Raw genomic sequence first — 23,206 nt, forward strand, 5'->3', positions numbered from 1 at the left:
GAATTAATATTCAAATGTTCCGTAAGGGCTGTTGATGGTAACTTTTTTGCCTTGGTGCGGTTCAACTCGACCAATTATTTGAGCTTCTACACCATAAGATTCCGCAATGTCAATGATCTCTTCTGCATATCGCTCATCAAGGTAAACTTCCATTCTGTGCCCCATGTTGAAAACCTTGTACATTTCTTTCCAGTCTGTTCCGCTTTCTTCTTGGATAATTTTGAATAGGGGTGGGGTTTCAAACAAATTATCCTTAATGACATGAACATCCTCGACAAAGTGAAGGACTTTGGTTTGTGCGCCGCCACTACAATGCACCAAACCATGAACTCTCGGTCGCATGTAATTTAATACATCTACCATTATTGGTGCGTAAGTACGGGTTGGAGAAAGCACGAGCTTGCCGATATTTACCGGTGAGCCGGGTGCCGGGTCCGTCAAATTATATTTTCCGGAATATACCAAGTCTTCTGGGACAGAAGGGTCGAAGCTTTCTGGGTATTTTGTTTTTAAAACTTTGTTGAATACATCGTGGCGGGCAGAAGTAAGACCGTTACTTCCCATTCCTCCATTGTATGTGCTTTCATATTTTGCCTGACCAAATGACGCCAATCCAACAATAACGTCTCCGGCTTGGATTTTATCATTGGAGATTACTTCTTCTCTTTTCATTCTACAGGTGACGGTACTGTCTACGATAATAGTACGTACCAAGTCTCCCACATCTGCTGTCTCTCCTCCTGTCAGCACCGCATTCACTCCATTGTCACGAAGCATCTGAAGTACTTCTTCCGTTCCTTCTATGATCGCTGAAATTACTTCACCGGGAACCAGATTTTTATTTCTTCCTATAGTCGATGAAACGAGAATGTTATTGATCGCTCCAACACAAAGTAAATCATCTGTATTCATGATGATTGCATCCTGAGCTATTCCCTTCCAAACACTTAAATCTCCTGTTTCTTTCCAATACGAATAGGCTAAAGAGGATTTGGTTCCAGCTCCATCTGCATGCATGATGTTGCAATAGTCAGGATCGTTTCCGAGCGTGTCTTCTACAATCTTGCAAAAAGCTTTTGGGTAGAGTCCTTTATCAAGTTTGGAAATGGCTTGATGTACATCTTCTTTGGAGGCGGAAACTCCGCGCTGCATGTATCGCTCGTTCATAGCTGCAAATTTAAGTATTCCAATTCAATTCGGTTGTAAGTTCTGGAAAACTTGAAAAAACAAAAGTGGCCATAACTGGAATTTGATTCCAATATGGCCACTTACTTATGTTAATATTTCAATCACTGGATGATCTCTATGACTTTAAATTCAGTTCTTCGGTTCTTTTGATGCTCTTCTTCAGTTGTAGCATTTTCAATAATCAACTGACTCTCGCCATATCCTTTTGCTACTAATCGACTTGGATCTATTCCTTGAGAAACGATATAGTCTACTGCCGACTGAGCTCTTCTTTGTGATAGATCCAGGTTGTATTCATCGGAAGATCTATCATCTGTATGTGAACTCAACTCAATTCTAATCGAAGGATTATCTTTCAGTATTTGAACTAATTTATCAAGTTCTACAGCTGCATCCGGACGGATATCTGCTTTATCCAAATCGTAATAGATATTTTCCAATACGATGGATTTTTCCAAAATCAGTTGATCCAAAACAATCGTCGTATCTAAGGTGATATTGGTGACTTCCTGAATTAAATCTTCTGGATTTGGAGTTTTTCCGACAGTGGAATAGGGGATGGATTTAGAGAAATAACCGGACTTTGAAGCGATAATCGTAAAATCAGCATTTGGTTCCAAGGTGAATCTCACACGGCCATTTGAGTTGGAGAAATCCCCTCCTTCTTGTTTGTTTTCATCGTCGTACAGAACGACTCTTGCCTGTTCTAAAACTGCATCTGGCTCACCGGCTACTCGCTGTTTGGTGTATACATTCAATAAGACATTGACGATTTTTGGTTTAGGGGTTTTGTCTTCAAAGAAATAAATGTCGTCATCTCCTTCGCCACCATCTCTATTGGAAGAGATAAAACCTGCCTTTGGATAGTCTGTAAAGAATATTCCAAAATCATCATTCGGTGAATTGAAGTTTTCTCCTAGGTTTTTGATTACCTGATTTCCAGCCTCATCTTTTTCAGCGACAAACAAATCTAATTTCCCATAACCGGGATGACCATCAGAGGAAAAGAAGAATTTTCCATCGGCCGTAGGTCTCGGGAACATCTCATTTCCAGGGGTATTTACATTGGGTCCAAGATTTACGACATTCCCAAAATCACTATTTGCTAGTCGGGTTGCTTTATATAAATCAATTCCACCATAACCTCCTGGTCTATTGGAAGCAAAGTACAGTTCTTCCCCATCTGGGCTGAATGCCGGCGTAGAGTTCCACCAAAATTCATCTTCATTAACAGGCATCCAGATTGGCTGAGTAAATCCAGAACCTCTAAAATAGGAAGCAAAAAGAGCGGTTTCGGGGAGATCCTTTGGGGAGGTGGAATTACCCCTTGCGTAAATAATCGTATTTCCATCGGGGCTAATCGCAATTGCTGCCTGATTCAATCCTTCTTCATTTTGAAATTCCGGTAATGCTTGGATATTTCCCACATCTACTCGGATTCCTTCAGCCCTTGTTCGGAATAACTTGGTGTAAGGAGATCCGTCAGCTGGATATAAGCCGGATGCTTGCCTTCCACTGGTGAAATAAATAAAGTTTTCGCTTGTTACAGGCGCGTAATCCGGGCCTGCAGTATTTAATTCCTTGTAATTGACCAGGACATGGTTTGGAAAATAATTATCAATGCCGTTTGCGAGATTAATTGCTTCTATTTGACGCTGAGTTTCAGCAAGCAAGTTTTCTTCTTGTGTAAAATTCTTAGCTTCTTCGAAAGCTTCTTTAGCTTCCTCATCTTTTCCTTGCGCTTTAAGGCTTTGTCCAAGCCTGAAAAGATTGTCAAAGGAAGGTTCTTCTTCGGCTAATTTTTGATAATAAGGGCCTGCTTCCTCAATTCTGTTTGACAATCTATAACTTTCTGCAACTGCAGAATTTGCTTCTTTATTATCTGGATCATCCTCTAATATTTGAGAATAGGAATTAATTGCATACTGATACTGTCCCGAAAGGAATTGATCATTTGCTTTTTCCTGAAGGCTTTTGCAAGCGTTCAGACTCATTATGAGAATAAAGGTGATCCACAAAAAATGGTTTTTCATCTGAAAGGGCTATTGATGATCGATCTAAGCTGAATATTACTAATTAATTTGGGAAAAATCTGTTTAACCAACTAGACTTCGCTGGAATCCATAATTGATTTAGGTCAGATTTCTCCTTTATTAATGGGTTTATGACTTCTGTATCTGTTGAAATTTCTCCTGAAAGGACCTTTGATTTGATACCTAACGCAGGAGAAACTTTAATTTCATTTTCATTTTTGTAACTGACTTTACCCTGATTGGTTAAATCAATACCTAATTGTCTTTCGAGTTCATGAAGCAATCTAACGGAACTATCTATCGAGCAGCCGCTGGCCCCTAAGTTACTTTCATCCACAGCAAATAGTATTATCTGATCCTCAATAATATCAAAAGAGGTCGGCATCAAATTGCCATGTGTATTCCATCCTTCGCAAAATGTGGTCAAGCGACTTTCTATCTGAGCTACCTCATGCTTACTGAGAGTTCTTTCTGCTTGGTATACCCACACTCTAGCGTGTTCGGGCATCTTATCAAATTCAACGTACATATTTCATTATTTAAAGGCAAAGAAAAACCCTTTCTACCTAACGGCAAAAAGGGTGAAATTGATTCAATCTATTTTAATCAAATTCCCATGTCTTTGGCAATCATTTCTGCAAGATCATAAACTTTTACTTCTTCTTCCTTCTCTTTATTCTTTACTCCATCTGTCATCATCGTTAGACAAAATGGGCAACCTACCGCAATCGCATGAGCTCCAGTGGCTAAAGCTTCTTCCGTTCGCTCTATGTTGATGTCTTTTTTTCCAGGTTCAGGCTCTTTAAACATTTGACCACCCCCAGCTCCACAACAGAGCCCCTTGGTTTTGCATCGTTTCATCTCCACCAATTCCACATCCAAGGCTTTGATCACTTCTCTTGGTGCCTCATATACATTATTGGCACGGCCTAGATAGCAGGAATCGTGAAAAGTAATTTTCTTGCCTTTAAATTCACCACCTCCTTTTAAGGTTACTTTCCCTTCGTTGATCAATTGCTGAAGAAACTGGGAATGATGAATTACTTCGTAATTTCCTCCAAGAGCGGGATATTCATTTTTAATGGTATTGAAGCAGTGAGGACAAGCAGTCACTACTTTTTTGATCTCGTAACCATTCAAAACCTGTATATTGGCTACGGCTTGCATCTGAAATAAAAATTCATTTCCAGCTCTTCTTGCGGGATCACCTGTGCAGGCTTCTTCAGGACCTAGTACTGCAAAACTCACCCCAACCTTATTTAATATTTTCACAAATGCCTGGGTTACTGCTTTGTATCTTTCGTCGAAAGAACCGGCACAACCTACCCAGAATAATACTTCTGGGGTTTCGCCTTTTCCGGCCATCTCGGCCATAGTTGGTACTTTATAGGTAGACATAATTCTGATTTTCGATTGATGATATTAGATCTTCGAGTAAAAGCTTATAAAATAATGATGGCTTTTACTGATTTACTGAATACTGTTAAATACTTACTGTGATTCTTCATTCTTTACTTTTTCTGCCCAGTTAAACCGATCAGCGGGACTGAATTTCCATGGCGAAAAACTGGTTTCCATGTTCTGAAACATGGCATTCCACTGAGCTGGTGTGCCTGATTCTTCCATGGCAACGTATCGTCTCATCTGTAGAATAATTGAAAGCGGATCAATATTTACAGGACAAGCTTCCACACAGGCATTGCAACTGGTACAGGCATTTAATTCCTCCTTCGTGATATAATCCCCCAACAGTGATTTACCATCTTCCAATCCTTTACCTCCGGTATCTAAGCTTTTTCCAACTTCTTCAGCTCTGTCTCTTACGTCCATCATAATCTTTCTTGGCGAAAGTTTTTTGCCTGTGAGATTAGCAGGACATTCAGAGGTACATCGTCCACATTCCGTGCAAGAATAGGCATTGAGAATGTTTACCCAAGAAAGGTCATTGATATCTTTTGCACCAAATCTTCCGATCTCAGCAGGAGGTTCGGCTGGGCTATCTGTAGGAATCCCCAACATCATATTTACTTCATTCGTGACTTCTGGCATATTGACCATTTCCCCCTTAGGTTGAAGATTTGAATACCAGGTGTTTGGGAAGGCCAAGAAAATATGCAAGTGTTTGGAGTAGGTGACATAAATAGCAAATGCTAGGATTCCGACAATGTGAAACCACCAAGCAAATCGCTCAATAAAAATCAATGATCCATCTGACATTCCTTCAAATAGAGGTCGAATCATTCCACTAAATGCCAATCCTCCTAAAGCCAAATAATGCTCTACACCTCTTTCTGCAAGAATTTGATCAGTAGCGTTCATGGTTAGGATGGCTATCATTAAGATAATTTCAATAATCAGAATCAAATTTCCATCTAAGGCTGGCCAACCTTTCATTTCAGGTTTGGTAAATCTGGGCACTTTGATAATGTTTCTTCTTATGAGAAAAACAACGCATGAAACGAGAACTGCCACTGCGAGAAATTCAAAAAAGTTCATCGCAGCTACATAGGCTCCACCCAAAAAAGGTGCGAATAGCCGATGTGTTCCCAAGATTCCATCCAGTATGAATTCCAATACTTCCAGATTAATGACGACAAATCCCACATATATAAATAAGTGGAGAAAAGCAGGGATGATTCTTTTAAACATTTTCTGCTGACCGAAAGCTACCAAAAGCATGGTCTTCCATCGCGCTTCAGCTTGATCATTTCTGGTAATTTTTTTTCCTAAAAGAATGTTTCTTCGTAGGAATTTCACCCTTTTGCTTAGGAACCAGGAAGCAGCGGCTAAAATTATCAGAAATACTAGTTGAGGTAAAAAGCTCATATTGATGAGTTTAGATATTTTCTTTGGTTTTGGCTTTTATTTTTTTCTTGAAATGATTTGCATCAAATATTCAAATACCTACCTTTGCATCACTTTAAGAAAAGGTGATGTAGCTCAGTTGGTAGAGCATCGGACTGAAAATCCGTGAGTCGGTGGTTCGAATCCACTCATCACCACAAGCCCTGTTATTCAGCAGGGCTTTTTTTATGACTTTTTGTGTAGGAGCATTGTTCATTTCTTACTGATTTTACTTGATGCAAAGTAATAAATACTCTGCATGCATACTAAATTTCAACAAAAAAATAAATCAGTTGTTTTTGGGCTAATGAGGAATTTCCAATGGTTAGATTCAAATTAGCTTTGTCTTAAAGCCGATAAATCACGATTTTCAAAAAAAATAATTTTTTTTCTTCCAATCTGTAACATTCTTGCTTTTGATGCATCACCTAACAAAATGAAGTCATTTTTTGAAACACATATTTGGCCAAAGAGATCTAAACTCTACCGATTGGTTTATCTCTGGGTAAGAGATCGGGCATTGGCTGAGGATATGATTCAAAATGTTTTCGAAAAATCTTTTCAAAAGGAAAAGGAATTGTCAATCCACCCCAATTTATCAGGATGGCTTGTCAAAAGTTTGAAAAATGAAGTTTTGATGCACTATAGGTCTTCGAAAAAATTGGATGCTTTAGATGGGATAGAGGAAGTTCAAGCTGATGAGCCTGTGAATGAAGAGGTGAAGGAATCTGTAAGAAAAGTAATGATACTATTAAAAGACCTTCCTCTTAAGCAGCAAGAAATTTTCCAGTTGAGAGAAGTAGAAGGGATGACTTATGAAGAGATAGCTGATTATTTAGAAGTGAGTATAGAGCAAGTGAAAGTTAACTTACATCGAGCTCGAACAAAGATTAGAGAAAAAATGATCGCATTAAAGGAAAGAGGATGAAAGAAAGAATTGAAGAGTTACTTGAAAAATATTGGGAGGGAGAGACAACGCTGCTTGAAGAGAAAGAATTGAAGACTCTATTAAATAGCCAATCTGAATTCCAGGAGGAAAAGAGCCTATTTGGTCTACTTGAATCTTATGGTCAGGAAGAACCTGAAAAAGTATTCATTCCTAAAACTAAGATCAGGAAATTAGATTCCAGGTGGCTAAGCTGGGCTGCTTCGGTTGCAATTTTCACAGCTTCATTTGTAGGCTGGAGAGCATATGAACAAAAGCAGCAAGAGCAACAAGCTTATGAAGAAGTGATGCAAGCATTTGCCTTAATCCAATCCAATATGGCTAAAGGTCAGGAACAAATGCAAGTGATGAATGAAATCAAATATTTGAATACTACCAACCAAATGTTTGGGACGGTTAAAGAATAAAAACATGAAAAAACTAGTAATACTACCTATTATTCTGATGGCTTTGGTTTTCAAAGCTCAGGCACAAGATGATGCCATTCAGAAATTTTTCTCCAAGTATATGGAGGATGATAGATTTTCGAGGGTTTACATTTCCCCGAAAATGATGCAAATGGCTGGAGGGTTTTTAAAAAGTAATTCTGAGGACGATCAAGATGCCGAAGATTTAGGAACCTTAATTCAAAAAGTTAAAGGGATCAGGATTTTAAGTTCTGATGAAGTTAATGGTCAGACTTTATATAAAGAAGCCATGAGTACTTTGACTAAAAATCAATATGAAGAGTTAATGGATGTTCAGGATAAAGGGTCGAACCTCAAGTTTATGGTGCGTGAAGAAGGAGGTTTGGTGCGGGAATTATTGATGCTTTCAGGAGATAACAATGGAGAATTCACGCTGCTTTCGATGTTGGGTAATTTCACCTATGAGGATTTGAATATGCTCGCGGAGAAAACAGACATCCCTGGTATGGACTCTTATAATAAAGGGAGTAAAAGCTCAAAAGGAAATAAATAAAAAAGAAAACTAAACCTTACTACAAATGAAAAAATTGATTTTAACACTGTTAATGATCGGATCGGTCTTCGCAGTACAGGCACAAAGTAAAAGCGTCAAGGCGCTCTATGAGAAATATAAAGGAGATGATGACTTCTTTCACATGGAGCTTGGGGGCAATTTCATGAATTTCGCTGAGGGATTCAAGATTGACATGGATAAGAATGACATGTCTACCGTTGCCAAATCCGTTGAGAAATTGAATTTCTTCACACTTCCGGATAATATTGATAGAGATCGCGTAGAATTTAAAGCTTTGCAGAAAGGATTAGAAAGAGAACGTTATGACCTATTAATGGAAGCATCAGAGGGTAAAGGAGGAGTTTTGGTTTATTCTAAAGGAGGAAAAACCATCTCAGACCTTGTCGTACTTGTAGGAGGGGATGAAGGAGACTTAATGGTTGTGGAACTTAAAGGGGAATTTGATTCCGAGACTGTAGCTAGAGCTACCAGTAAAGGAATCCATTGATAATTAGCTTGCCAAAATAATTATGATACCGACTTGAATTAGTCGGTATTTTTTTTGAATCTGAGCCTATTATTAAACCCAAAAATACTATAACTACGTTTTTATCAGTTTTTTTATGAGAGATTGAAAATTTTTTTTAATACCAAATAACTATAATTTTTATCAGGTAAAACCAATTTCATGTCACTACATGATTTGGCAATAGTATTAAATAAGTAAATAAAATTTTGCAATTATCCATTTGGACGAAATGAAGCGAGTTTCGCAATCGATAGCGGGGAAAAAATATGTTTTCGTTAATAAAAAGTTAAATTTATTACGGAATCATTAATTAAAATCATTTTTTATTGAAACATTTGCAAAATTGATTCCGTTAGGTACCTTTGTAGAGTAAACAATGTCCGGACACGAACTCGGAGACCCTGTAACCCAAAATATCCCCCTAGATGGAACAGCCATCCAGAGGTTACACAAAGAATCAAAAACCTATTAAACCAATTATTAAAATGAAAAAATTATTCACTTTGCTTTTTGCTGCGGGGATCGCAACAGGAGCATTCGCAGCTGATCAAGACAAAACTGTCGTAATCAGACAAACAGAAGCTAAAAAGGTGGCAGTATCTTATTCTGCTGTTCCAAATGGTACCGTAGTTGTTAAAATTACTGATGCTGATGACAGATTAGTAATGAGAGACAAGATCAATAAGGAAGAAGCTTTCGCAAAAAAATATGATCTCAACGCGCTGCCAGAAGGTACTTATTCAGTAGAAGTTTTAGATGAATCAGGTGTTTTGAGAACAGCAACCTTTGATACGTTCGTAGCAGAGGCACCAGCTGTATTCTCAAGAGTTTCTAAGATGGGGGAGAATAAATATAGACTCCTAGTTAGTAACCTAGATGCAAAAGAGGTTTTGGTTTCAATCTATGATGGTGATAATGTAATCCACACAGAAAGAATCGACAACCCTCAAGGTCTTCATAAGATTTATGATATTACACAGCCTAGTGGGAATATCTCATTTAAAGTTTCTACTGCTAGTGGATTTGAATCTTTTGTTTCAAGTCGTTATTAATTAAACCAACTATTATCGATTGGATCCCACTCCCGAAAGGAGTGGGATTTTTTTATTTATATTGAAAAAAAAAACCACTAATTTTCTAAAAGAAGACAAAAAAATAGCCTTGATTTTTCAAGGCTATTTTTTTGAATTTAGAGCTAGGGATTATTTCTTCCAACTTGCTTTTCCTCCCTTAGCTGAATCAACTGTAATGGAATAATTTGATCCTGAAGAAACAATCCACTTCACTTTTACTCCCGTCATACCAGGAATATTTGCCACTTTGATTTTCTCAGGATTCATTTTTTGTTCAGAGAACTTATTGAAGTCTTCATCTTCTACCACAAATCCTGCAACAACTTTAGCCCCAGAAATTGTTACATAATCCGGTCTTTCGATATTATTTTTCAAGTCCTGACTTGCATGGGTAGGCATCAAACGCTCATTGAAAATAGTGGCGGTGATGGATTTTAATCCACCTCCCAAATCTTCTTCTTTTACATCCATTACTGATAGTTTTGGTGTATGGTAAGCGTGATAAATGGTGAAGGCTGCATTTCTATGTGCATCTTGCTCCAATAAAAATCCAGGGTGAGCTCTTCCAAAAGTTTTCTTAAACCCACCGATTTCTACGGTTCCAAATTGCGGGTGCTCATATTCATGCCACATCACAAAAGCATCTCCCATGGTTAATAACTGATCCACATCAAACATTTCATCTTGATTTCTGCGTCCTTGAGGTTCTTTATGGAAATATAGGTAAGAAGTCATTAACTCATTGGAATAAGTGAACACTCCTCTTGTTCCATAAAACCAATCTAATTCCCCTCCAAAAACAGAATACAAATCCTTGTAAACTGTCAAATAGCTATAACCTGGAATCATTTCTTCTCCTTTGGAGGCTATCGCATCATAGATTCGAATATCCTCTCTATTATAAGTACTTATATCCTCATCGGCACCTGGACCTCGCAAGATTATCCCACCTGAATTGTGGAAACTTTGAGCTCCTGCAATGTTGGGATGCTTCATGACAAACTCCATGATATTTCTATTCTCAGGTAGCGTAAATGGATATCTCAGTGCTCCTCTTTGGATATAATCCGGCTGCCAATTCCATCCCCAGTCACGGTTTGGATCATAATAACCTACTCCATCGTCATTAACTCTTCCATCTCCGTCTCCGTCTGTACCTTCTTGTCCTAGCATTTCATATTCTCCCACTTTGTCAGCGCCAACCATGATCAATTTACGTGGATCCTGAGGATCTTTAATATATCGACCAGTAGGTGATTTACGAATCATCATGGTAATATGCCCATCTCCGTCTAGGTCATCCATCCCATCCTCACCACTTAAGCCATCTCCGTCATTATCCAAAACCATCATTCCAGATCTAGGTGAGTTGGCTGTATTTGGCTCATTGAAGAAGTCATTTCTTGCATCAGGATTGATACTAGGGGTGATATAGAATGTTTTGTCTTTAAGCAACTGCTGGATAAACTCATTATCAGCATGCATCTCAGTGAGATACCAGGCTGCATAAAGAGAAAATTCACCACCCTGAATTTCATTGGAGTGAATATTTCCATCGATCCACATGGCAGGCTTGTCCGTGTCCTTACCAGCCGAAAAATCCGTGATTGTCAGGGTCATCATATCCCTTCCTTGATAGGATTTTCCAATAGATTCGATTTTAGCAATATCCGGATGTGCTGCTGCGATTTTTTTCATATTATCCACCAACCCTTCATAAGTATAATAGCGATTGAAGGCTATTTCCACTTTTGGATTATATGGAGTACCAACTGCCTGGAAAAATTTTTCCTGTGCGTGGGTGTTTAAAGAGGTCAGACTCAAAGCACTAAAAGCCAGCCCAACGATTAATTTTGTTGTTTTCATGATTTTTAGATGTTAGAGTTTAAAATTTGCATTCACAAAACCTACATGAGAAGCACCTGCCTTTACAGGTATATCTCCATTTCCTTTCACAATCCAGCTTAATTCAACCTTCTCATAAGCTCCAATTACATCGATTAATTCGATTTTATTTCCAGAAATAATTCTTTCAGCTGGAATGTTCATATCTACTCTAACCTTTCTTAACCATCTGGAACGCTCTCCCATTTGGGAATGCGTTGGGATGGGGGAGTTGTTAAATAAATCCACAGAAACTCTTGTTAAACCATTTCCAATCCCTTCTATCTTAATATTATGCATTTCTAGTTTTGGCTGCATAGCAGCAAGCTTTAGAATAAAATCCGTGTGTTCTTCCGCAATTTCTCCTACTTTTTCAAAAGGAGGATTGACCATTACAAATGGATTAATTCCACCCACTTCAACTTTTTTACCGGGGAAATCCGGATGTTGGATTTCTTTCCAAGGCGTGTAGATATTTTCCCAACCCAAGGAATCAGCCCAAGCGAGGTAGTTCTCCTCAGGATTGGTTTTGCCTTTAAACTCAGGAGTCCAATAACCTGGAGTACCAAAACTTAGTCTTCCAAAGTGGAAATAAGCCCATTGAAAGAAGTCTCCATCTGTACCTTGATTAGTTTGTTGAAAAGCTTTTTCAGAGATAGTTTCATTATAAACTCCTGAAACCATCGCATTAATCGCCTGATCTTTTTCAAGAATTGATGTAACAATTCGTTTTCTTGCGTTACCGGCATTGTACTTCAAAGGAGAGGAAAGATTATTTGCTGGGGAGAAAGTAACAAAAGCGAAGATGTTCCATTGGTCAAATAAATAATCCAATAATGCTCTTGATTCCTTTTGCGAAACTGCTATATCACCTGCTAGCGGCTCAAAAATTGGGAATTTATAGGTCAAGGATTTATTAAATGCAATCCCTTCTTTTAAATCTTCTGCAAATTTCCCGTCTTTATCATCGTCCTTGGATTCTTTTAAAACGATATATTTTCCTGCTTCACCTTTGGAACGATCAGCTTTCACCATCACCCGATCATCCTTTTTAGAAATCACATAATCCCCCATCGGATCCTCCACACGCATCCAAGTGATCATTCCATTTCCATCTAAATCTGTGTAGCCATTATCGCCTGGAATTCCATCCCGATCATGATCAACTGATACTGCGTTACCTCTTCTTTCATACTTCAAAGCAGCATGATATTGTTCATATGCATCAGGTGACATATTTGGGAAAACATAAAACGTAGTGGATTCCAGAATATCGGCATGCTCACTAATTAGTTTTTCTGCAACCTGTAATGCTAATTCTACACTTAGAACATGAAATCCTTCCGCACCACCAACTATTGCAATAGCTGGTTTTTGATCTACTTCGCCTGTTCCGACCTTAAGAACCCAAATATCTTTTCCACCTTCTGTCTTGGTCAGTGAAGAGAGTTCTGCTGAACTGTTGGACCCTAGGTTTTGAAGTCTTTGGTTTACCTGGGAGAGAGTCGGGTAATCAGTTTGGGCTTGTGCACCTACTGACCAACCCAAGCTTCCTATCAGTAAGCCGATAAGTAGTGATTTTCTCATAAATTGTTTGGGTTAAATACTAATTTTTTGGTGGTTGTAATGCGTGAAATTCTTTTAAATTTTACGATTTTAATTCAATTAAACGGGAGTACTTTTTCCGATTGCGGAATTCACTCTTGAATGGACATTGCTCGGGATAAGTGGGGAAGATACCTATTTCTTGTTGTACAGATCGGGAATTTTCGCTTATTTCAAACAAATTGCTGCAAGAATATGTACCAAAAAATAGCCCTAGCCCTTGCCTTTTCTCCAAGAATCGAGGCATTGATTTCTGAAACCAAGAGACTGGTAATACTTTTTGACTCAGAATTGATTTTAATTCATGTAGGTAAAAAAACCACTGAATTAGAGGGAAAGCTAGAGCAGGTGGTAAAAGATGCAGATTTGCCAAAGGATAAAACCAAAATTATCTGGAAAGAAGGGAAACCCGGAAAGATGATTTTAGATGCATGTCGTGAGGAGAATGTGGATTTGCTAGTAGCGGGTGCGATGAAAAATGAAAGCTTTCTAACCTATTATCTAGGATCAGTCGGTAGAAAAATTATCAGAAAAGCGCCTTGTTCTGTTCTGACTCTAATTGAACCTAAAATAGAAACAACCGGATTTTCTCAAGTAGTTTTTAATGGCACCCAAACTCCAATTACGCCTTTTGTTATTGAGCAAGGGATGGGATTTTCTAAAAAAGTCCAAGCAGATCAAATTTTTATTTTGAATGAAATAAAAATGTATGGATTACAAATGGGGACTGCCGCTGAGGATTCTGAGCAAGAAGTAGCCCATACAAGACGGCAACTTGTCCAAGATGAAATCAAATATGTGGAAGGGATTCTTGAAAAATTGGATAAGGGCGACTTGAAAATAAGTATTAAAGTAACCGGAGGTAGATGGGCAATAGAATTAGCCAGGTTTTGTGAAAAAATCGGAGCCGATTTATTGGTAGTTGGAGATGAGCATAAACTCAACTTTTTCGATAGAATTTTCCCACATGATTTAGAGGACCTGTTGAGTACTTTGCCATGTAATCTTTTAATCGTAAAAAAATAATCTCATATGGAAACTCTAAACCATAAGGAGGTTATAAACTTACTCCTCCAGCTCGCTGCCATGCTGATTATGGCAAGAGTTTTTTCTGAACTAGCAAGAAAGTTTAAACTTCCTGCTGTAATAGGTGAAATCATTGCAGGGATCATTTTAGGGCCAACAATTTTAGGAACACTTTTTCCAGGCGCTCAAGACTATCTTTTTGGTTCACATGAGATGGCAAATGTAGCATTAGACGGTTTTGTGCAAATCTCTGTCGTCTTACTTCTGTTTATTGCTGGGTTAGAAGTAGAACTTCAAGTTGTCTGGAACCAAGGTAAAAATGCTCTGAAAATTGCTGCGGCATCCATGGCCTTACCTATTATCACAGGCTTCGTTCTAGCTTATGCATTTCCTGAATTTTTGGGAGTGAATATCAATGATAGGGCAGTTGCATCAACATTCTTTGGATTGGCAATTTCAATTACTGCGTTAGCTGTGGTGGCTAGGATTCTCATGGATCTGGATATTTTCAAAACCCAAACTGGCCTTTTAATCATAGCTGCAGCAATGATTGTGGATATTCTGGGCTGGATTGTATTTTCAGTAATTTTATCGCTTTCAGAATCAGGCGCAGAAGGAATTGGGGTTTGGCCGACTATTGGCCTGACTTTATTATTTACCCTATTTATGCTCACGTTGGGTAAAGGATTAATCAATCGTGTTCTGCCTTGGATCAATAAAAATTTGGCTTGGCCTGGAGGTTTATTGTCTCTCTCTCTTGCGATTTGTTTTTTGGCAGCTTCGTTTACCGAATTTATTGGGATTCATGCCATATTTGGGGCATTTATCATAGGTGTGGCGTTGGGAGATTCTGAATATTTGACGGAAAAGGCAAAGGAAATTCTTCATCAGTTTATCAATAATATTTTTGCTCCGATTTTCTTCGTATCCATTGGTTTGAAAGTAAATTTTGTGGAGGCTTTTGATCCTGGAGTAACAGGAGTGGTGGTGATTTTAGGCTTGTTAGCTAAGTATTTTGGGGCTTATATAGGAGGTAGATATGCAGGGATTTCCAGAAAAGAATCCATGATAGTTGGTTTCGGATTGAGCACCAGAGGCAGCATGGATATTATTTTAGGATTGATCGCATTGGAAACAGGCTTAGTTTCTGAATCACTATTTATTGGATTGGTGATCTTGGCCTTGATATCCAGTATTGGGTCAGGACCTTTGATCAATTGGGCTCAAAAGCTGAAAATATGAGTACTTTTCTCAATGACTCATTTGTAACTTCAATTGGTTAAAGTTAACAATCGGATGTAATTTTGGGTTGTCCTTTGCATTACCCACAATCAACAAAAAATGATCAAAACCGGAAAAACTGGTGTATTACTAGTGAATTTGGGAACTCCTGACAGTACTGCTACTGGAGATGTTAGAAAATATTTACGTGAATTTCTCATGGATGGTCGAGTGATTGACTTTCCCGCCTTCCCGAGATGGTTGCTGGTAAATTTGATAATTGCGCCTTTCCGATCCCCAAAATCGGCGGCTGAATATAGGAAGCTGTGGACCGACAGAGGATCACCCTTATTATTTCATACCAAAGATCTAAAGGGCAAAATTGTTGATAAGCTTGATTCCAGTAAGTATGTAGTAGCAATGGGGATGAGATACCAAAGCCCCTCTATAGAATCAGCTTTGAAAGAGTTGATGAAATCTAAGGTTAAAAAAATCATTGTTATTCCATTATTCCCTCAATATGCTTCTGCCACAAATGGCTCTGTGATCGATAAAGTAATGGAGATAGCAAGAGGATGGCAGATAATTCCAGAGATTACTTTCGTTAGTAATTTCATTGATCACCCCTTGTTTTTGAAGGCTTGGAAGGAATTGGGACTGGAGATGATGGAAAAGCAGGAATACGATCGATATTTATTTTCTTATCATGGCTTACCAGAACGCCAGATAAGAAAAGGATCTGTTGATAATTATTGCCAATTAGGCGCTTGCTGCAACAAATATGGTCCTTCCAATCAATTTTGTTATCGAGCACAATGCTTCCAGACCACTCGCTTTATTACTGAGCAGCTGGGATTACCAGAGGAAAAAGTACTAACATGTTTCCAGTCCCGTTTGGGAAAAGATCCCTGGATTCAACCGTATACAGAAGACATGATTAAAAAACTGTCTTCAGAAGGGGTTAAAAAAGTATTGGTTTTCTCTCCAGCATTTGTAGCGGATTGTCTAGAAACTACTGTTGAAGTTGGACAGGAATATAAGGAACAGTTTGAAGAACAAGGTGGAGAACACTGGGATCTGGTGCCCAGTTTAAATTCCAGGGATACCTGGGTAGATTGCTTAGTTGATCTTGTTCATTCAAAATCCTGATAGAGAAGCCAATCCAATTTTAGAATCAAAGTTCTAGTTATTATGCTGTACTTAGAGAACTATTTCAGATTTGGTTTTTTAATTTCCCATTAAAAATTTGTCAAAGTCCATCCCCTCTCAATCGCTTTTGATAGCAGGAATCCTATTGATTTCAATCAATCTTAGGACTTCTATAGCTTCGGTTGGTCCCTTGATTCCTTTTATCAGAGAGGATCTTGGACTATCTAATGGCTTGGCTGGTTTCTTGACTACCCTTCCCTTATTAACATTTGCTACCTTCTCACTTTTTGCTCCCGCCATAGGGAAGAAACTTGGGATGGGAAGAGCGGTATTTTTAGGGATTGCTATTTTGACAGTTGGTGTAATCATTAGGGTGTTAGGAGGAATAGAATTATTGCTTTTTGGTACAGCGCTTACCGGAATAGGAATTGTTATTGCTAACGTCCTAATTATTCCTCTTATAAAAGTAAGGCTCCCGCACAAGCTAGGTTTGATGACTGCTTTGCTGGCAACCATGATGTCTCTTTTTGCTGCGGTGTCAGCAGGATTTTCGGTTCCAATTGCAGTAGATTTAGGATTAGGATGGAGAGGTTCTTTAACCTTTTGGGCGGTTTTTATGGTTCTGGCTTTACTTTTCTGGATCCCCCAGTTAACCAGACCTAAGGCAGGAATGCAAGTAGGTGTCGGGCAAGCAAAGAATGTCTGGAGATCAAAGCTTGCATGGCAAGTGACTATTTTTATGGGATGTCAATCAGTTATGTATTTTACCCTTACAGCTTGGCTCCCGGATATGTTAGTTGCCCGAGGATGGTCTCCCGTGGAGGCAGGTGCCGTATCTTCTATTATGCAATTAATCTCCTTGGTTGGGTCTTATTTTGCACCTTCCATATTAATCAGACTTAAGCAGCAATCAGGTGTTATTATGGCAGTTGGTTTGGGTTATATCATTGGTTTCCTAGGCTTATTTTTTGATTCAGAATTGATCACCTACCTAAGCTTAACGATTATTGGATTAGGGATGGGAGCGAGCCTTAGTATAGCCTACACTTTGATTTCTTTGAGAACTTCAGAGGATCAGACTACGGCAAAGCTCTCAGCAATGGTTCAATCTTCAGGATACTATTTAGCGGCACTAGGCCCCATACTTTTTGGAATCTCCTTGGACTTATTTGGATCCTGGAATATCCTCATATGGTTTCTGATTTTTTTCTCCATTTTATTTACTGGATTTGGGATGGCTGCTGGAAGGGACCTGAAAATCTAATAGAACTAAATCCAATCCCATTCCTTAATTTTGCTGCAATTTCAAAATTGATTGTATCATGCAAGATTTAATGCTTTCCTTAGGCGTATCAGAAAATTTGTTCGATTATTTGATCATGCCCTTACTGATTTTTTTCGCGCGAGTAGGAGATGTTTCAATCAATACGCTCCGAATCATGTTTATGATGAATGGGAAAAAAAACATCGCCCCAATACTAGGTTTTTTTGAAGCGCTTATCTGGCTTTTGGCAATAGGGCAAATTTTTCAAAATATGTCCAATCCTATGTCTTACCTGGCTTATGCTGCTGGTTTTGGTGCAGGTACTTACGTTGGAATGTTTTTCGAGGAAAAGCTGGCATTGGGAAGAGTTTTGGTCAGAGTTATAACTCCAACGCCAAATCCTGACTTGATGGAATACATGAAAACCGAGAATTTCCGGTTTACCACTGTAGGGGCAGAAGGGAGGTCTGGAAAAGTTCAACTTACATTTACTGTCATGAAAAGGGACTCCTTGACAAAATTTATAGATAAAGTAAAGAGCTTGGATGATAAGGCCTTTTATACCATTGAGAGTGTTAAAAGAGTTTCTGAAGATGAACTGAATGTTATGGACGACAAGCCTCGCTTTAATTTGAGTTTTTTCAGTAAAGCAAGAGCTTAATGCCGAACAACTGGTTTCAATTTCAGCAATTTCGAATCAACCAGGATGGATGTGCTATGAAAATCAGCACAGATGCAGTGTTATTGGGAGGACTGGCAGGAGGAAAGAACCCTCAAAATATCCTTGATATTGGGACGGGAACAGGGGTAATCGCCTTAATGCTTGCACAGCGATTTACGGAATCCCAAATTGATGCAGTAGAGTTAGATGAATTGGCAGCTAAACGGGCAAAAAATAATTTTTCTGAGAGTCCATTTTCTTATAGATTGATGATTTGGGAAGGAGCCTTTCAGTCCTTTGAACCAAATAAAAAATTTGATTTAATTGTCAGCAATCCGCCGTATTTCCAAGATCACTTAAAATCTAAAGATGAACAAAGGAATAAGGCCTTACATACAGATGCTCTTTCTTTTGCGGATTTGGTATCAAAAGTCTCAAAACTACTTAATGCCAAGGGTGATTTTTGGGTTATTTTACCTTCGAGGCAGATGATGGAATTAATTGAGATATGCTCTAAAATAGGTCTATTTCCGAATAGAAAATTTTTGGTTCATGATAAGCCTGGGAAAAAAGTAATTCGGGAAATTGTTTGTTTTTCTTTTCTGAAAACTGAACTAGTAATAGAGCAAATATTCATTAAAAGCGATAATGGAGTTCCCCATTTTTCATACAAAAATATTGTCAAGGGGTTTTTGCTTGAATTCACCTAATTGAATCTATTACTGAAGGATTAGCAGTCTCAGAGACAATCTAATTTTTAAATTTCATCAATTATATTTTGAATATTCAGTCATTTATTCCCCAATATTTTCAAAAACATATTATTTTCTTTAATAAAGTAGCAATATTTTAACCTGTTGGGTGGAATTATGCATAATTGATTTTGAATTAATATTGTTTGTGAATACTAATTCTATATTTTTGGCTAAAAATTAAATTACCTAAACGATCCTATGCGAAAACTTCTATCTCTGAGCTTATTATTTATGCTCTTTTTGGGATGGGCTTGTACTGAAGATGAAACTGAAACCACCGTCCTAGTCACAGAAGAAGTTCTTTATGCTAGTGGGGAAAACGTTAGACTTCTCGGTCGCTTAATTACAAATCAAACGATCACGGTTAATGATCACGGCTTTTATATTTCGGAAGATGAAGGCTTTTCTTCTCCTATTATTATTTCCTTGGGAGCTAAGGATGGACCTGGTAGGTTTATAGGAGAGACAAATGGGCTATTAAATTCTAAGACGTATTTCGCGAAAGCATATATGGATCTGGGTGGAGAAATCCAATTTGGGAATATTATTGAATTAAATACTTTAAGTCCAATTATTGAGTCGTTTTCGCCTGCTTTCGGGATAGTGGGAGGTGAGATGGTTATTTTAGGAAAAAATTTTACAGAGGACACACGTGTGTTTTTTGGGGATTCGGAAGCTACAGTTACAGCTATAGATTTCGAGTCAAGACTGCATTTGATAATTCCGGAAGCTGCAGATGTTAAAGTACCGGTAAAAGTGGTTGTGCAAGATAAAACTTTAGAATTTTCTTCTTCATTTGAATATCAAATAGGTACTTATGAATTAATAAATAAGTTTCCCGAGTCAGTTAGACTATATGGAAATGTATTCTTTCAAAATGAGGGCGGATTAAATGTTGGTTTAGGAACTATATCTAAGAATAATTTTTATACTAAAATTCAACAATATGAGATAGGTTCCAATTCATGGAGAGAAATAAATTTTCCCGGGACGCCTCGCGCTTATGCAATTAGCACCAAAAATTATCTAGGAGGCGGTACTGCAGACTTAATTCCTAATCCTTATGATATTAATTTTTCTTTCTATAAAATAAATGGAAATAGCTTTGAAAGGCTACCCGATTTGCCTTTCGCAAGCAGAGAATCAATAGCTTTTGAAAATGGTGGTAATCTTTACGTATTAGGAGGCAAAGAGGGAAATACCTCAGCATTTAGAAAGTTTGATACGTCTTCAAAAACTTGGTCTGAATTACCGGATAGTCCAAAAGCTTTCTCCACCGAAAATGCCTTTTTTGTCTATCAAAACAAACTCTTTATAATAGATAACGAATCGACTCTCTGGGAATATTCAATTAGCACAGGAACTTGGGCAACTGTTTCCACTTACCCAGGAAGTCTGGGGCAAGGCTATGGAATGGGACAGGTAATCGGAGATAAGGCGTATGTAGGACTTTATCAGAGAAATTCAGAAATCTGGGAGTTGGATTTGAATTCAATGACTTGGAAATCTAAAAACAGAATTCCCGGACTTGCTCAGGAAATAACCGTAGCACATTTTGAAAAAGATGGGTTCTTATATATAATGAGAATGCCGGACATCACTATTGCAGGGAGTTTCCCCATGAATTTATACAAGTTTGACCCCAACGGATTTTAATAGCTAATTATGAAAAAACTATTACTTGTTTTCTTTTTGCTACTAAGCCAACTGGGTTTAGCTCAGACAGGAGAGATAAAGCGCGAGGTGATCGGAAGGGATATTGGTCAGCTTAAAGGAATTGAAATTTCAGGTAGGATCATTGATGAAATCACGGGGGAGGCATTAGCCGGGGCTACTGTAACAGTACCTGAGTTAAAAATCAATAAGATAACAGATAACAATGGATCATTTCAACTCACGCTGGATAGGGCTGAATATAATCTACAATTCAGATATGTTGGGTATGAAACAGTGAATTATCCAATTACAGCAGTTGGAGACGGGAGAATCTCAATAAAAATGATTCAAGAAGATTTTCAATTGGATGATGTAGTAATTTATGGAAGTGATCCAGATAAGAATATTCGGTCTACAGATATGGGAGCCATCACAATGAGTATGAATACCATGCGTGAATTGCCTCCATTTTTAGGAGAAGTGGATATTATCCGGTCCATGGCAACGCTACCTGGAGTAAGTCAGGTAGGAGAGGCCGCGGCAGGCCTAAACGTAAGAGGTGGAGGAGCTGATCAAAACCTGATACAATTTGCTGGAGCTCCTATATATAACCCTACCCACCTATTTGGATTATTTACCTCTTTCAATGCAGATGCAGTAAATGGGGTGACATTATATAAATCTGTAATTCCATCAAGGTTTGGAGGAAGAGGATCTTCCATTTTGGATATTCAACCAAAAGCCGGTTCAATCGCGAAATGGGGAGGAGATTTGATGGTCAGTAATTTCTCGGGGAAAGTTGGTATCAACGGTCCCTTGGTGAAAGACAAAGTCTCAATCCGAGGTGGTTTTAGAGGATCATACATCAATTGGTTTTTGGGTGCTTTAAGTAATCCTGATTTAAAAAATTCTGCAGCGAATTTTTATGATGGGAATTTGGTGATATCTGCCCCAATTTCGGAAAAAAACGAATTTACCTATAGTTATTACACCTCATACGATGACTTTGCCTTTGCATCTGATACGACTGTTTCTTGGAAGAATAATAGCCATTCTTTACAGTGGAAAAGTATTATCAATGATAAGATAGGACTGGAAGCTTTAGGGTATTATACCCAATACGATTACAGTATATTTAATCGTTCGGGAATAAACGATTTTGACCTAAACTCTGGTATAAAAGACTACGGGATCAAAGCCTATTTTTACTATAAGTTTAGCGATACAAATAAGGTGACGATAGGGGGTGATTTCAAAAATCTCGAATTACAGCCTGGTGAATTAGTCCCTTCTCAGGGCACTGAATCAGGTATATTGCCACAAAAAGTTCAAAATGAATATGGAAGAGAGTCTGGAATTCACTTTCAACATGAATTTGAAATAGGGGAAAAGTTTGGTATGTCTTACGGTGCCAGATATGACATGTATGGCTATTACGGCCCACGAGTAGTTCGTGAATATGCCGAAAATCAACCCTTAAGTGATGGAACTGCAATTAGTGAAACAACTTATGGTGATGGGGATCAAATTCAAACGTATAATGGCTTTGGCCCTAGAGGTTCGCTCCGTTATTCCTTCTCCAAGTCAAGTTCAATTAAATTGGGATACAATAAAATGTATCAGTTTATCCATTTGATTTCCAATACAGCTACTATTGCCCCAACTGATGTATGGAAGCTAAGTGATAACTACCTAAAACCTCAAATTGTAGATCAAATTTCACTTGGATTCTACAATAATTTCAGAGGGAATATATTTGAGACTTCTATAGAGGTTTATTACAAAGACATTCAAAATGTCATTGAATATAAGGATGGGGCTAATCTAATTCTTCAAAATAATCTGGAGACAGAACTTGTGCCTGCAAATGGCAGAGCGTATGGAATCGAACTATATGTGAAGAAAAATTTAGGAAGGTTGACTGGTTGGGCATCTTATACCTATTCAAGGAGTTTGAGACAGGTAATTACGCCGTTTGAAGAGGAGATTATCAATGATGGGGAATGGTATGCTTCCAACTTTGATAAGCCTCATGATTTTACGTTGATTGGGAATTATAAAGTCAGTACCAACACCTCTATTTCGGCTACTTTTGGGTATAGTACCGGAAGACCTGTCACTTTCCCTGAGGCAAAATTTGATTATACGGGAAATAACCTCGCTTACTTTAATAGAAGAAATGAACAAAGGTTACCTGATTTTCACAGGCTGGATTTTTCTGTCAATTTCAAACTTCCTGGAAAAGGTAAATTCTACGACGGAGATTGGACTTTCTCCATATTGAATGTTTATGGACGTAAGAACCCATTCTCCTTATTCTTCGTGGATGAATCTGGAGCACCCCCCCAAGCGTTAAGGCTTGCAGTTCTGGGAGTACCTCTTCCAAGTATCAGTTATTCTATCAAATTTTAA

General features: G+C 38.2%; 20 protein-coding genes and 1 tRNA gene. 14 read left to right on the plus strand and 7 right to left on the minus strand.

The window, feature by feature from the left end; translation table 11 throughout:
* Positions 1-3: 3 nt before the first annotated feature.
* The 5 genes from AAGF08_RS14175 to AAGF08_RS14195 form a co-directional block, all read right to left on the minus strand.
* On the minus strand, positions 4-1,167 hold the full coding sequence (locus AAGF08_RS14175; protein ID WP_343511902.1) for an AIR synthase related protein: 1,164 nt from the start codon (positions 1,165-1,167) through the stop codon (positions 4-6).
* A 122-nt stretch (positions 1,168-1,289) separates the two neighbouring features.
* Positions 1,290-3,221, minus strand: coding sequence for an OmpA family protein (locus tag AAGF08_RS14180; RefSeq protein WP_343511903.1), 1,932 nt, complete (start codon positions 3,219-3,221; stop codon positions 1,290-1,292).
* Positions 3,222-3,264: 43 nt separating this feature from the next.
* A complete protein-coding gene (locus tag AAGF08_RS14185; protein WP_343511904.1) occupies positions 3,265-3,750 on the minus strand; it encodes a hypothetical protein in 486 nt (161 codons plus the stop codon).
* A 77-nt stretch (positions 3,751-3,827) separates the two neighbouring features.
* Entirely contained in the window at positions 3,828-4,619 is a 792-nt protein-coding gene (locus AAGF08_RS14190; RefSeq protein WP_343511905.1) for a (Fe-S)-binding protein, read from the minus strand.
* A gap of 93 nt (positions 4,620-4,712) precedes the next feature.
* Complete coding sequence (locus tag AAGF08_RS14195; RefSeq protein WP_343511906.1) at positions 4,713-6,047, minus strand: 4Fe-4S dicluster domain-containing protein; 1,335 nt, start codon at positions 6,045-6,047, stop codon at positions 4,713-4,715.
* 103 nt (positions 6,048-6,150) lie between these two features.
* Between AAGF08_RS14195 and AAGF08_RS14200 the strand changes: the two genes are divergently transcribed.
* From AAGF08_RS14200 to AAGF08_RS14225, 6 genes are all read left to right on the plus strand, one after another.
* Positions 6,151-6,223, plus strand: a tRNA-Phe gene (locus tag AAGF08_RS14200).
* 278 nt (positions 6,224-6,501) lie between these two features.
* Positions 6,502-6,993 carry an RNA polymerase sigma factor gene (locus AAGF08_RS14205; protein ID WP_343511908.1) on the plus strand — a complete coding sequence of 164 codons (492 nt, stop codon included), beginning with the start codon at positions 6,502-6,504 and terminating at the stop codon, positions 6,991-6,993.
* A complete protein-coding gene (locus AAGF08_RS14210; protein WP_343511910.1) occupies positions 6,990-7,418 on the plus strand; it encodes a hypothetical protein in 429 nt (142 codons plus the stop codon). Before AAGF08_RS14205 ends, AAGF08_RS14210 begins: the two co-directional genes overlap by 4 nt.
* A gap of 4 nt (positions 7,419-7,422) precedes the next feature.
* Complete coding sequence (locus AAGF08_RS14215; protein WP_343511911.1) at positions 7,423-7,971, plus strand: DUF4252 domain-containing protein; 549 nt, start codon at positions 7,423-7,425, stop codon at positions 7,969-7,971.
* A gap of 25 nt (positions 7,972-7,996) precedes the next feature.
* Entirely contained in the window at positions 7,997-8,479 is a 483-nt protein-coding gene (locus AAGF08_RS14220) for a DUF4252 domain-containing protein (protein ID WP_343511912.1), read from the plus strand.
* Positions 8,480-8,985: 506 nt separating this feature from the next.
* Entirely contained in the window at positions 8,986-9,552 is a 567-nt protein-coding gene (locus AAGF08_RS14225) for a hypothetical protein (protein ID WP_343511913.1), read from the plus strand.
* A 150-nt stretch (positions 9,553-9,702) separates the two neighbouring features.
* Here the strand turns inward: AAGF08_RS14225 and AAGF08_RS14230 are convergent, their stop codons facing one another.
* Together AAGF08_RS14230 and AAGF08_RS14235 are read right to left on the minus strand one after the other, a co-directional pair.
* Positions 9,703-11,439, minus strand: a complete 1,737-nt coding sequence (locus tag AAGF08_RS14230; protein ID WP_343511914.1) for a M14 family metallopeptidase — start codon at positions 11,437-11,439, stop codon at positions 9,703-9,705.
* A gap of 12 nt (positions 11,440-11,451) precedes the next feature.
* Positions 11,452-13,044, minus strand: coding sequence for a M14 family metallopeptidase (locus AAGF08_RS14235; protein WP_343511915.1), 1,593 nt, complete (start codon positions 13,042-13,044; stop codon positions 11,452-11,454).
* Positions 13,045-13,257: 213 nt separating this feature from the next.
* On the opposite strand from AAGF08_RS14235, the gene AAGF08_RS14240 reads away from it, so the two are divergent.
* The 8 genes from AAGF08_RS14240 to AAGF08_RS14275 all read left to right on the plus strand — a co-directional run bounded on the left by AAGF08_RS14240 (position 13,258) and on the right by AAGF08_RS14275 (position 23,206).
* Complete coding sequence (locus AAGF08_RS14240; RefSeq protein WP_343511916.1) at positions 13,258-14,088, plus strand: universal stress protein; 831 nt, start codon at positions 13,258-13,260, stop codon at positions 14,086-14,088.
* A gap of 6 nt (positions 14,089-14,094) precedes the next feature.
* Positions 14,095-15,330: a cation:proton antiporter gene (locus AAGF08_RS14245; protein WP_343511917.1), complete on the plus strand. Its 1,236-nt coding sequence runs from the start codon at positions 14,095-14,097 to the stop codon at positions 15,328-15,330.
* A gap of 99 nt (positions 15,331-15,429) precedes the next feature.
* Positions 15,430-16,458: a ferrochelatase gene (gene hemH / locus AAGF08_RS14250; RefSeq protein ID WP_343511918.1), complete on the plus strand. Its 1,029-nt coding sequence runs from the start codon at positions 15,430-15,432 to the stop codon at positions 16,456-16,458.
* Between the two features lie 97 nt (positions 16,459-16,555).
* Positions 16,556-17,722 carry an MFS transporter gene (locus AAGF08_RS14255; protein ID WP_343511919.1) on the plus strand — a complete coding sequence of 389 codons (1,167 nt, stop codon included), beginning with the start codon at positions 16,556-16,558 and terminating at the stop codon, positions 17,720-17,722.
* 58 nt (positions 17,723-17,780) lie between these two features.
* Complete coding sequence (locus AAGF08_RS14260; protein ID WP_343511920.1) at positions 17,781-18,383, plus strand: DUF2179 domain-containing protein; 603 nt, start codon at positions 17,781-17,783, stop codon at positions 18,381-18,383.
* Positions 18,383-19,093: a methyltransferase gene (locus AAGF08_RS14265; protein WP_343511921.1), complete on the plus strand. Its 711-nt coding sequence runs from the start codon at positions 18,383-18,385 to the stop codon at positions 19,091-19,093. The genes AAGF08_RS14260 and AAGF08_RS14265 overlap by 1 nt, the downstream gene beginning before the upstream one ends.
* 243 nt (positions 19,094-19,336) lie before the next feature.
* Positions 19,337-20,794, plus strand: coding sequence for an IPT/TIG domain-containing protein (locus AAGF08_RS14270; protein ID WP_343511923.1), 1,458 nt, complete (start codon positions 19,337-19,339; stop codon positions 20,792-20,794).
* A gap of 9 nt (positions 20,795-20,803) precedes the next feature.
* Positions 20,804-23,206, plus strand: a complete 2,403-nt coding sequence (locus AAGF08_RS14275; protein WP_343511924.1) for a TonB-dependent receptor — start codon at positions 20,804-20,806, stop codon at positions 23,204-23,206.

This window comes from Algoriphagus sp. SE2 (assembly GCF_039563885.1).
Lineage (GTDB): Bacteria > Bacteroidota > Bacteroidia > Cytophagales > Cyclobacteriaceae > Algoriphagus.

Coding starts and splice junctions, on each gene's coding strand:
- AAGF08_RS14175 (WP_343511902.1), bottom strand. CDS start 1,167: ATGAACGAGCGATACATGCAGCGCGGAGTTTCCGCCTCCAAAGAAGAT.
- AAGF08_RS14195 (WP_343511906.1), bottom strand. CDS start 6,047: ATGAGCTTTTTACCTCAACTAGTATTTCTGATAATTTTAGCCGCTGCT.
- AAGF08_RS14235 (WP_343511915.1), bottom strand. CDS start 13,044: ATGAGAAAATCACTACTTATCGGCTTACTGATAGGAAGCTTGGGTTGG.
- AAGF08_RS14265 (WP_343511921.1), top strand. CDS start 18,383: ATGCCGAACAACTGGTTTCAATTTCAGCAATTTCGAATCAACCAGGAT.
- AAGF08_RS14190 (WP_343511905.1), bottom strand. CDS start 4,619: ATGTCTACCTATAAAGTACCAACTATGGCCGAGATGGCCGGAAAAGGC.
- AAGF08_RS14230 (WP_343511914.1), bottom strand. CDS start 11,439: ATGAAAACAACAAAATTAATCGTTGGGCTGGCTTTTAGTGCTTTGAGT.
- AAGF08_RS14260 (WP_343511920.1), top strand. CDS start 17,781: ATGCAAGATTTAATGCTTTCCTTAGGCGTATCAGAAAATTTGTTCGAT.
- AAGF08_RS14210 (WP_343511910.1), top strand. CDS start 6,990: ATGAAAGAAAGAATTGAAGAGTTACTTGAAAAATATTGGGAGGGAGAG.
- AAGF08_RS14245 (WP_343511917.1), top strand. CDS start 14,095: ATGGAAACTCTAAACCATAAGGAGGTTATAAACTTACTCCTCCAGCTC.
- AAGF08_RS14185 (WP_343511904.1), bottom strand. CDS start 3,750: ATGTACGTTGAATTTGATAAGATGCCCGAACACGCTAGAGTGTGGGTA.
- AAGF08_RS14275 (WP_343511924.1), top strand. CDS start 20,804: ATGAAAAAACTATTACTTGTTTTCTTTTTGCTACTAAGCCAACTGGGT.
- AAGF08_RS14220 (WP_343511912.1), top strand. CDS start 7,997: ATGAAAAAATTGATTTTAACACTGTTAATGATCGGATCGGTCTTCGCA.
- AAGF08_RS14270 (WP_343511923.1), top strand. CDS start 19,337: ATGCGAAAACTTCTATCTCTGAGCTTATTATTTATGCTCTTTTTGGGA.
- AAGF08_RS14205 (WP_343511908.1), top strand. CDS start 6,502: ATGAAGTCATTTTTTGAAACACATATTTGGCCAAAGAGATCTAAACTC.
- AAGF08_RS14215 (WP_343511911.1), top strand. CDS start 7,423: ATGAAAAAACTAGTAATACTACCTATTATTCTGATGGCTTTGGTTTTC.
- hemH (WP_343511918.1), top strand. CDS start 15,430: ATGATCAAAACCGGAAAAACTGGTGTATTACTAGTGAATTTGGGAACT.
- AAGF08_RS14225 (WP_343511913.1), top strand. CDS start 8,986: ATGAAAAAATTATTCACTTTGCTTTTTGCTGCGGGGATCGCAACAGGA.
- AAGF08_RS14240 (WP_343511916.1), top strand. CDS start 13,258: ATGTACCAAAAAATAGCCCTAGCCCTTGCCTTTTCTCCAAGAATCGAG.
- AAGF08_RS14180 (WP_343511903.1), bottom strand. CDS start 3,221: ATGAAAAACCATTTTTTGTGGATCACCTTTATTCTCATAATGAGTCTG.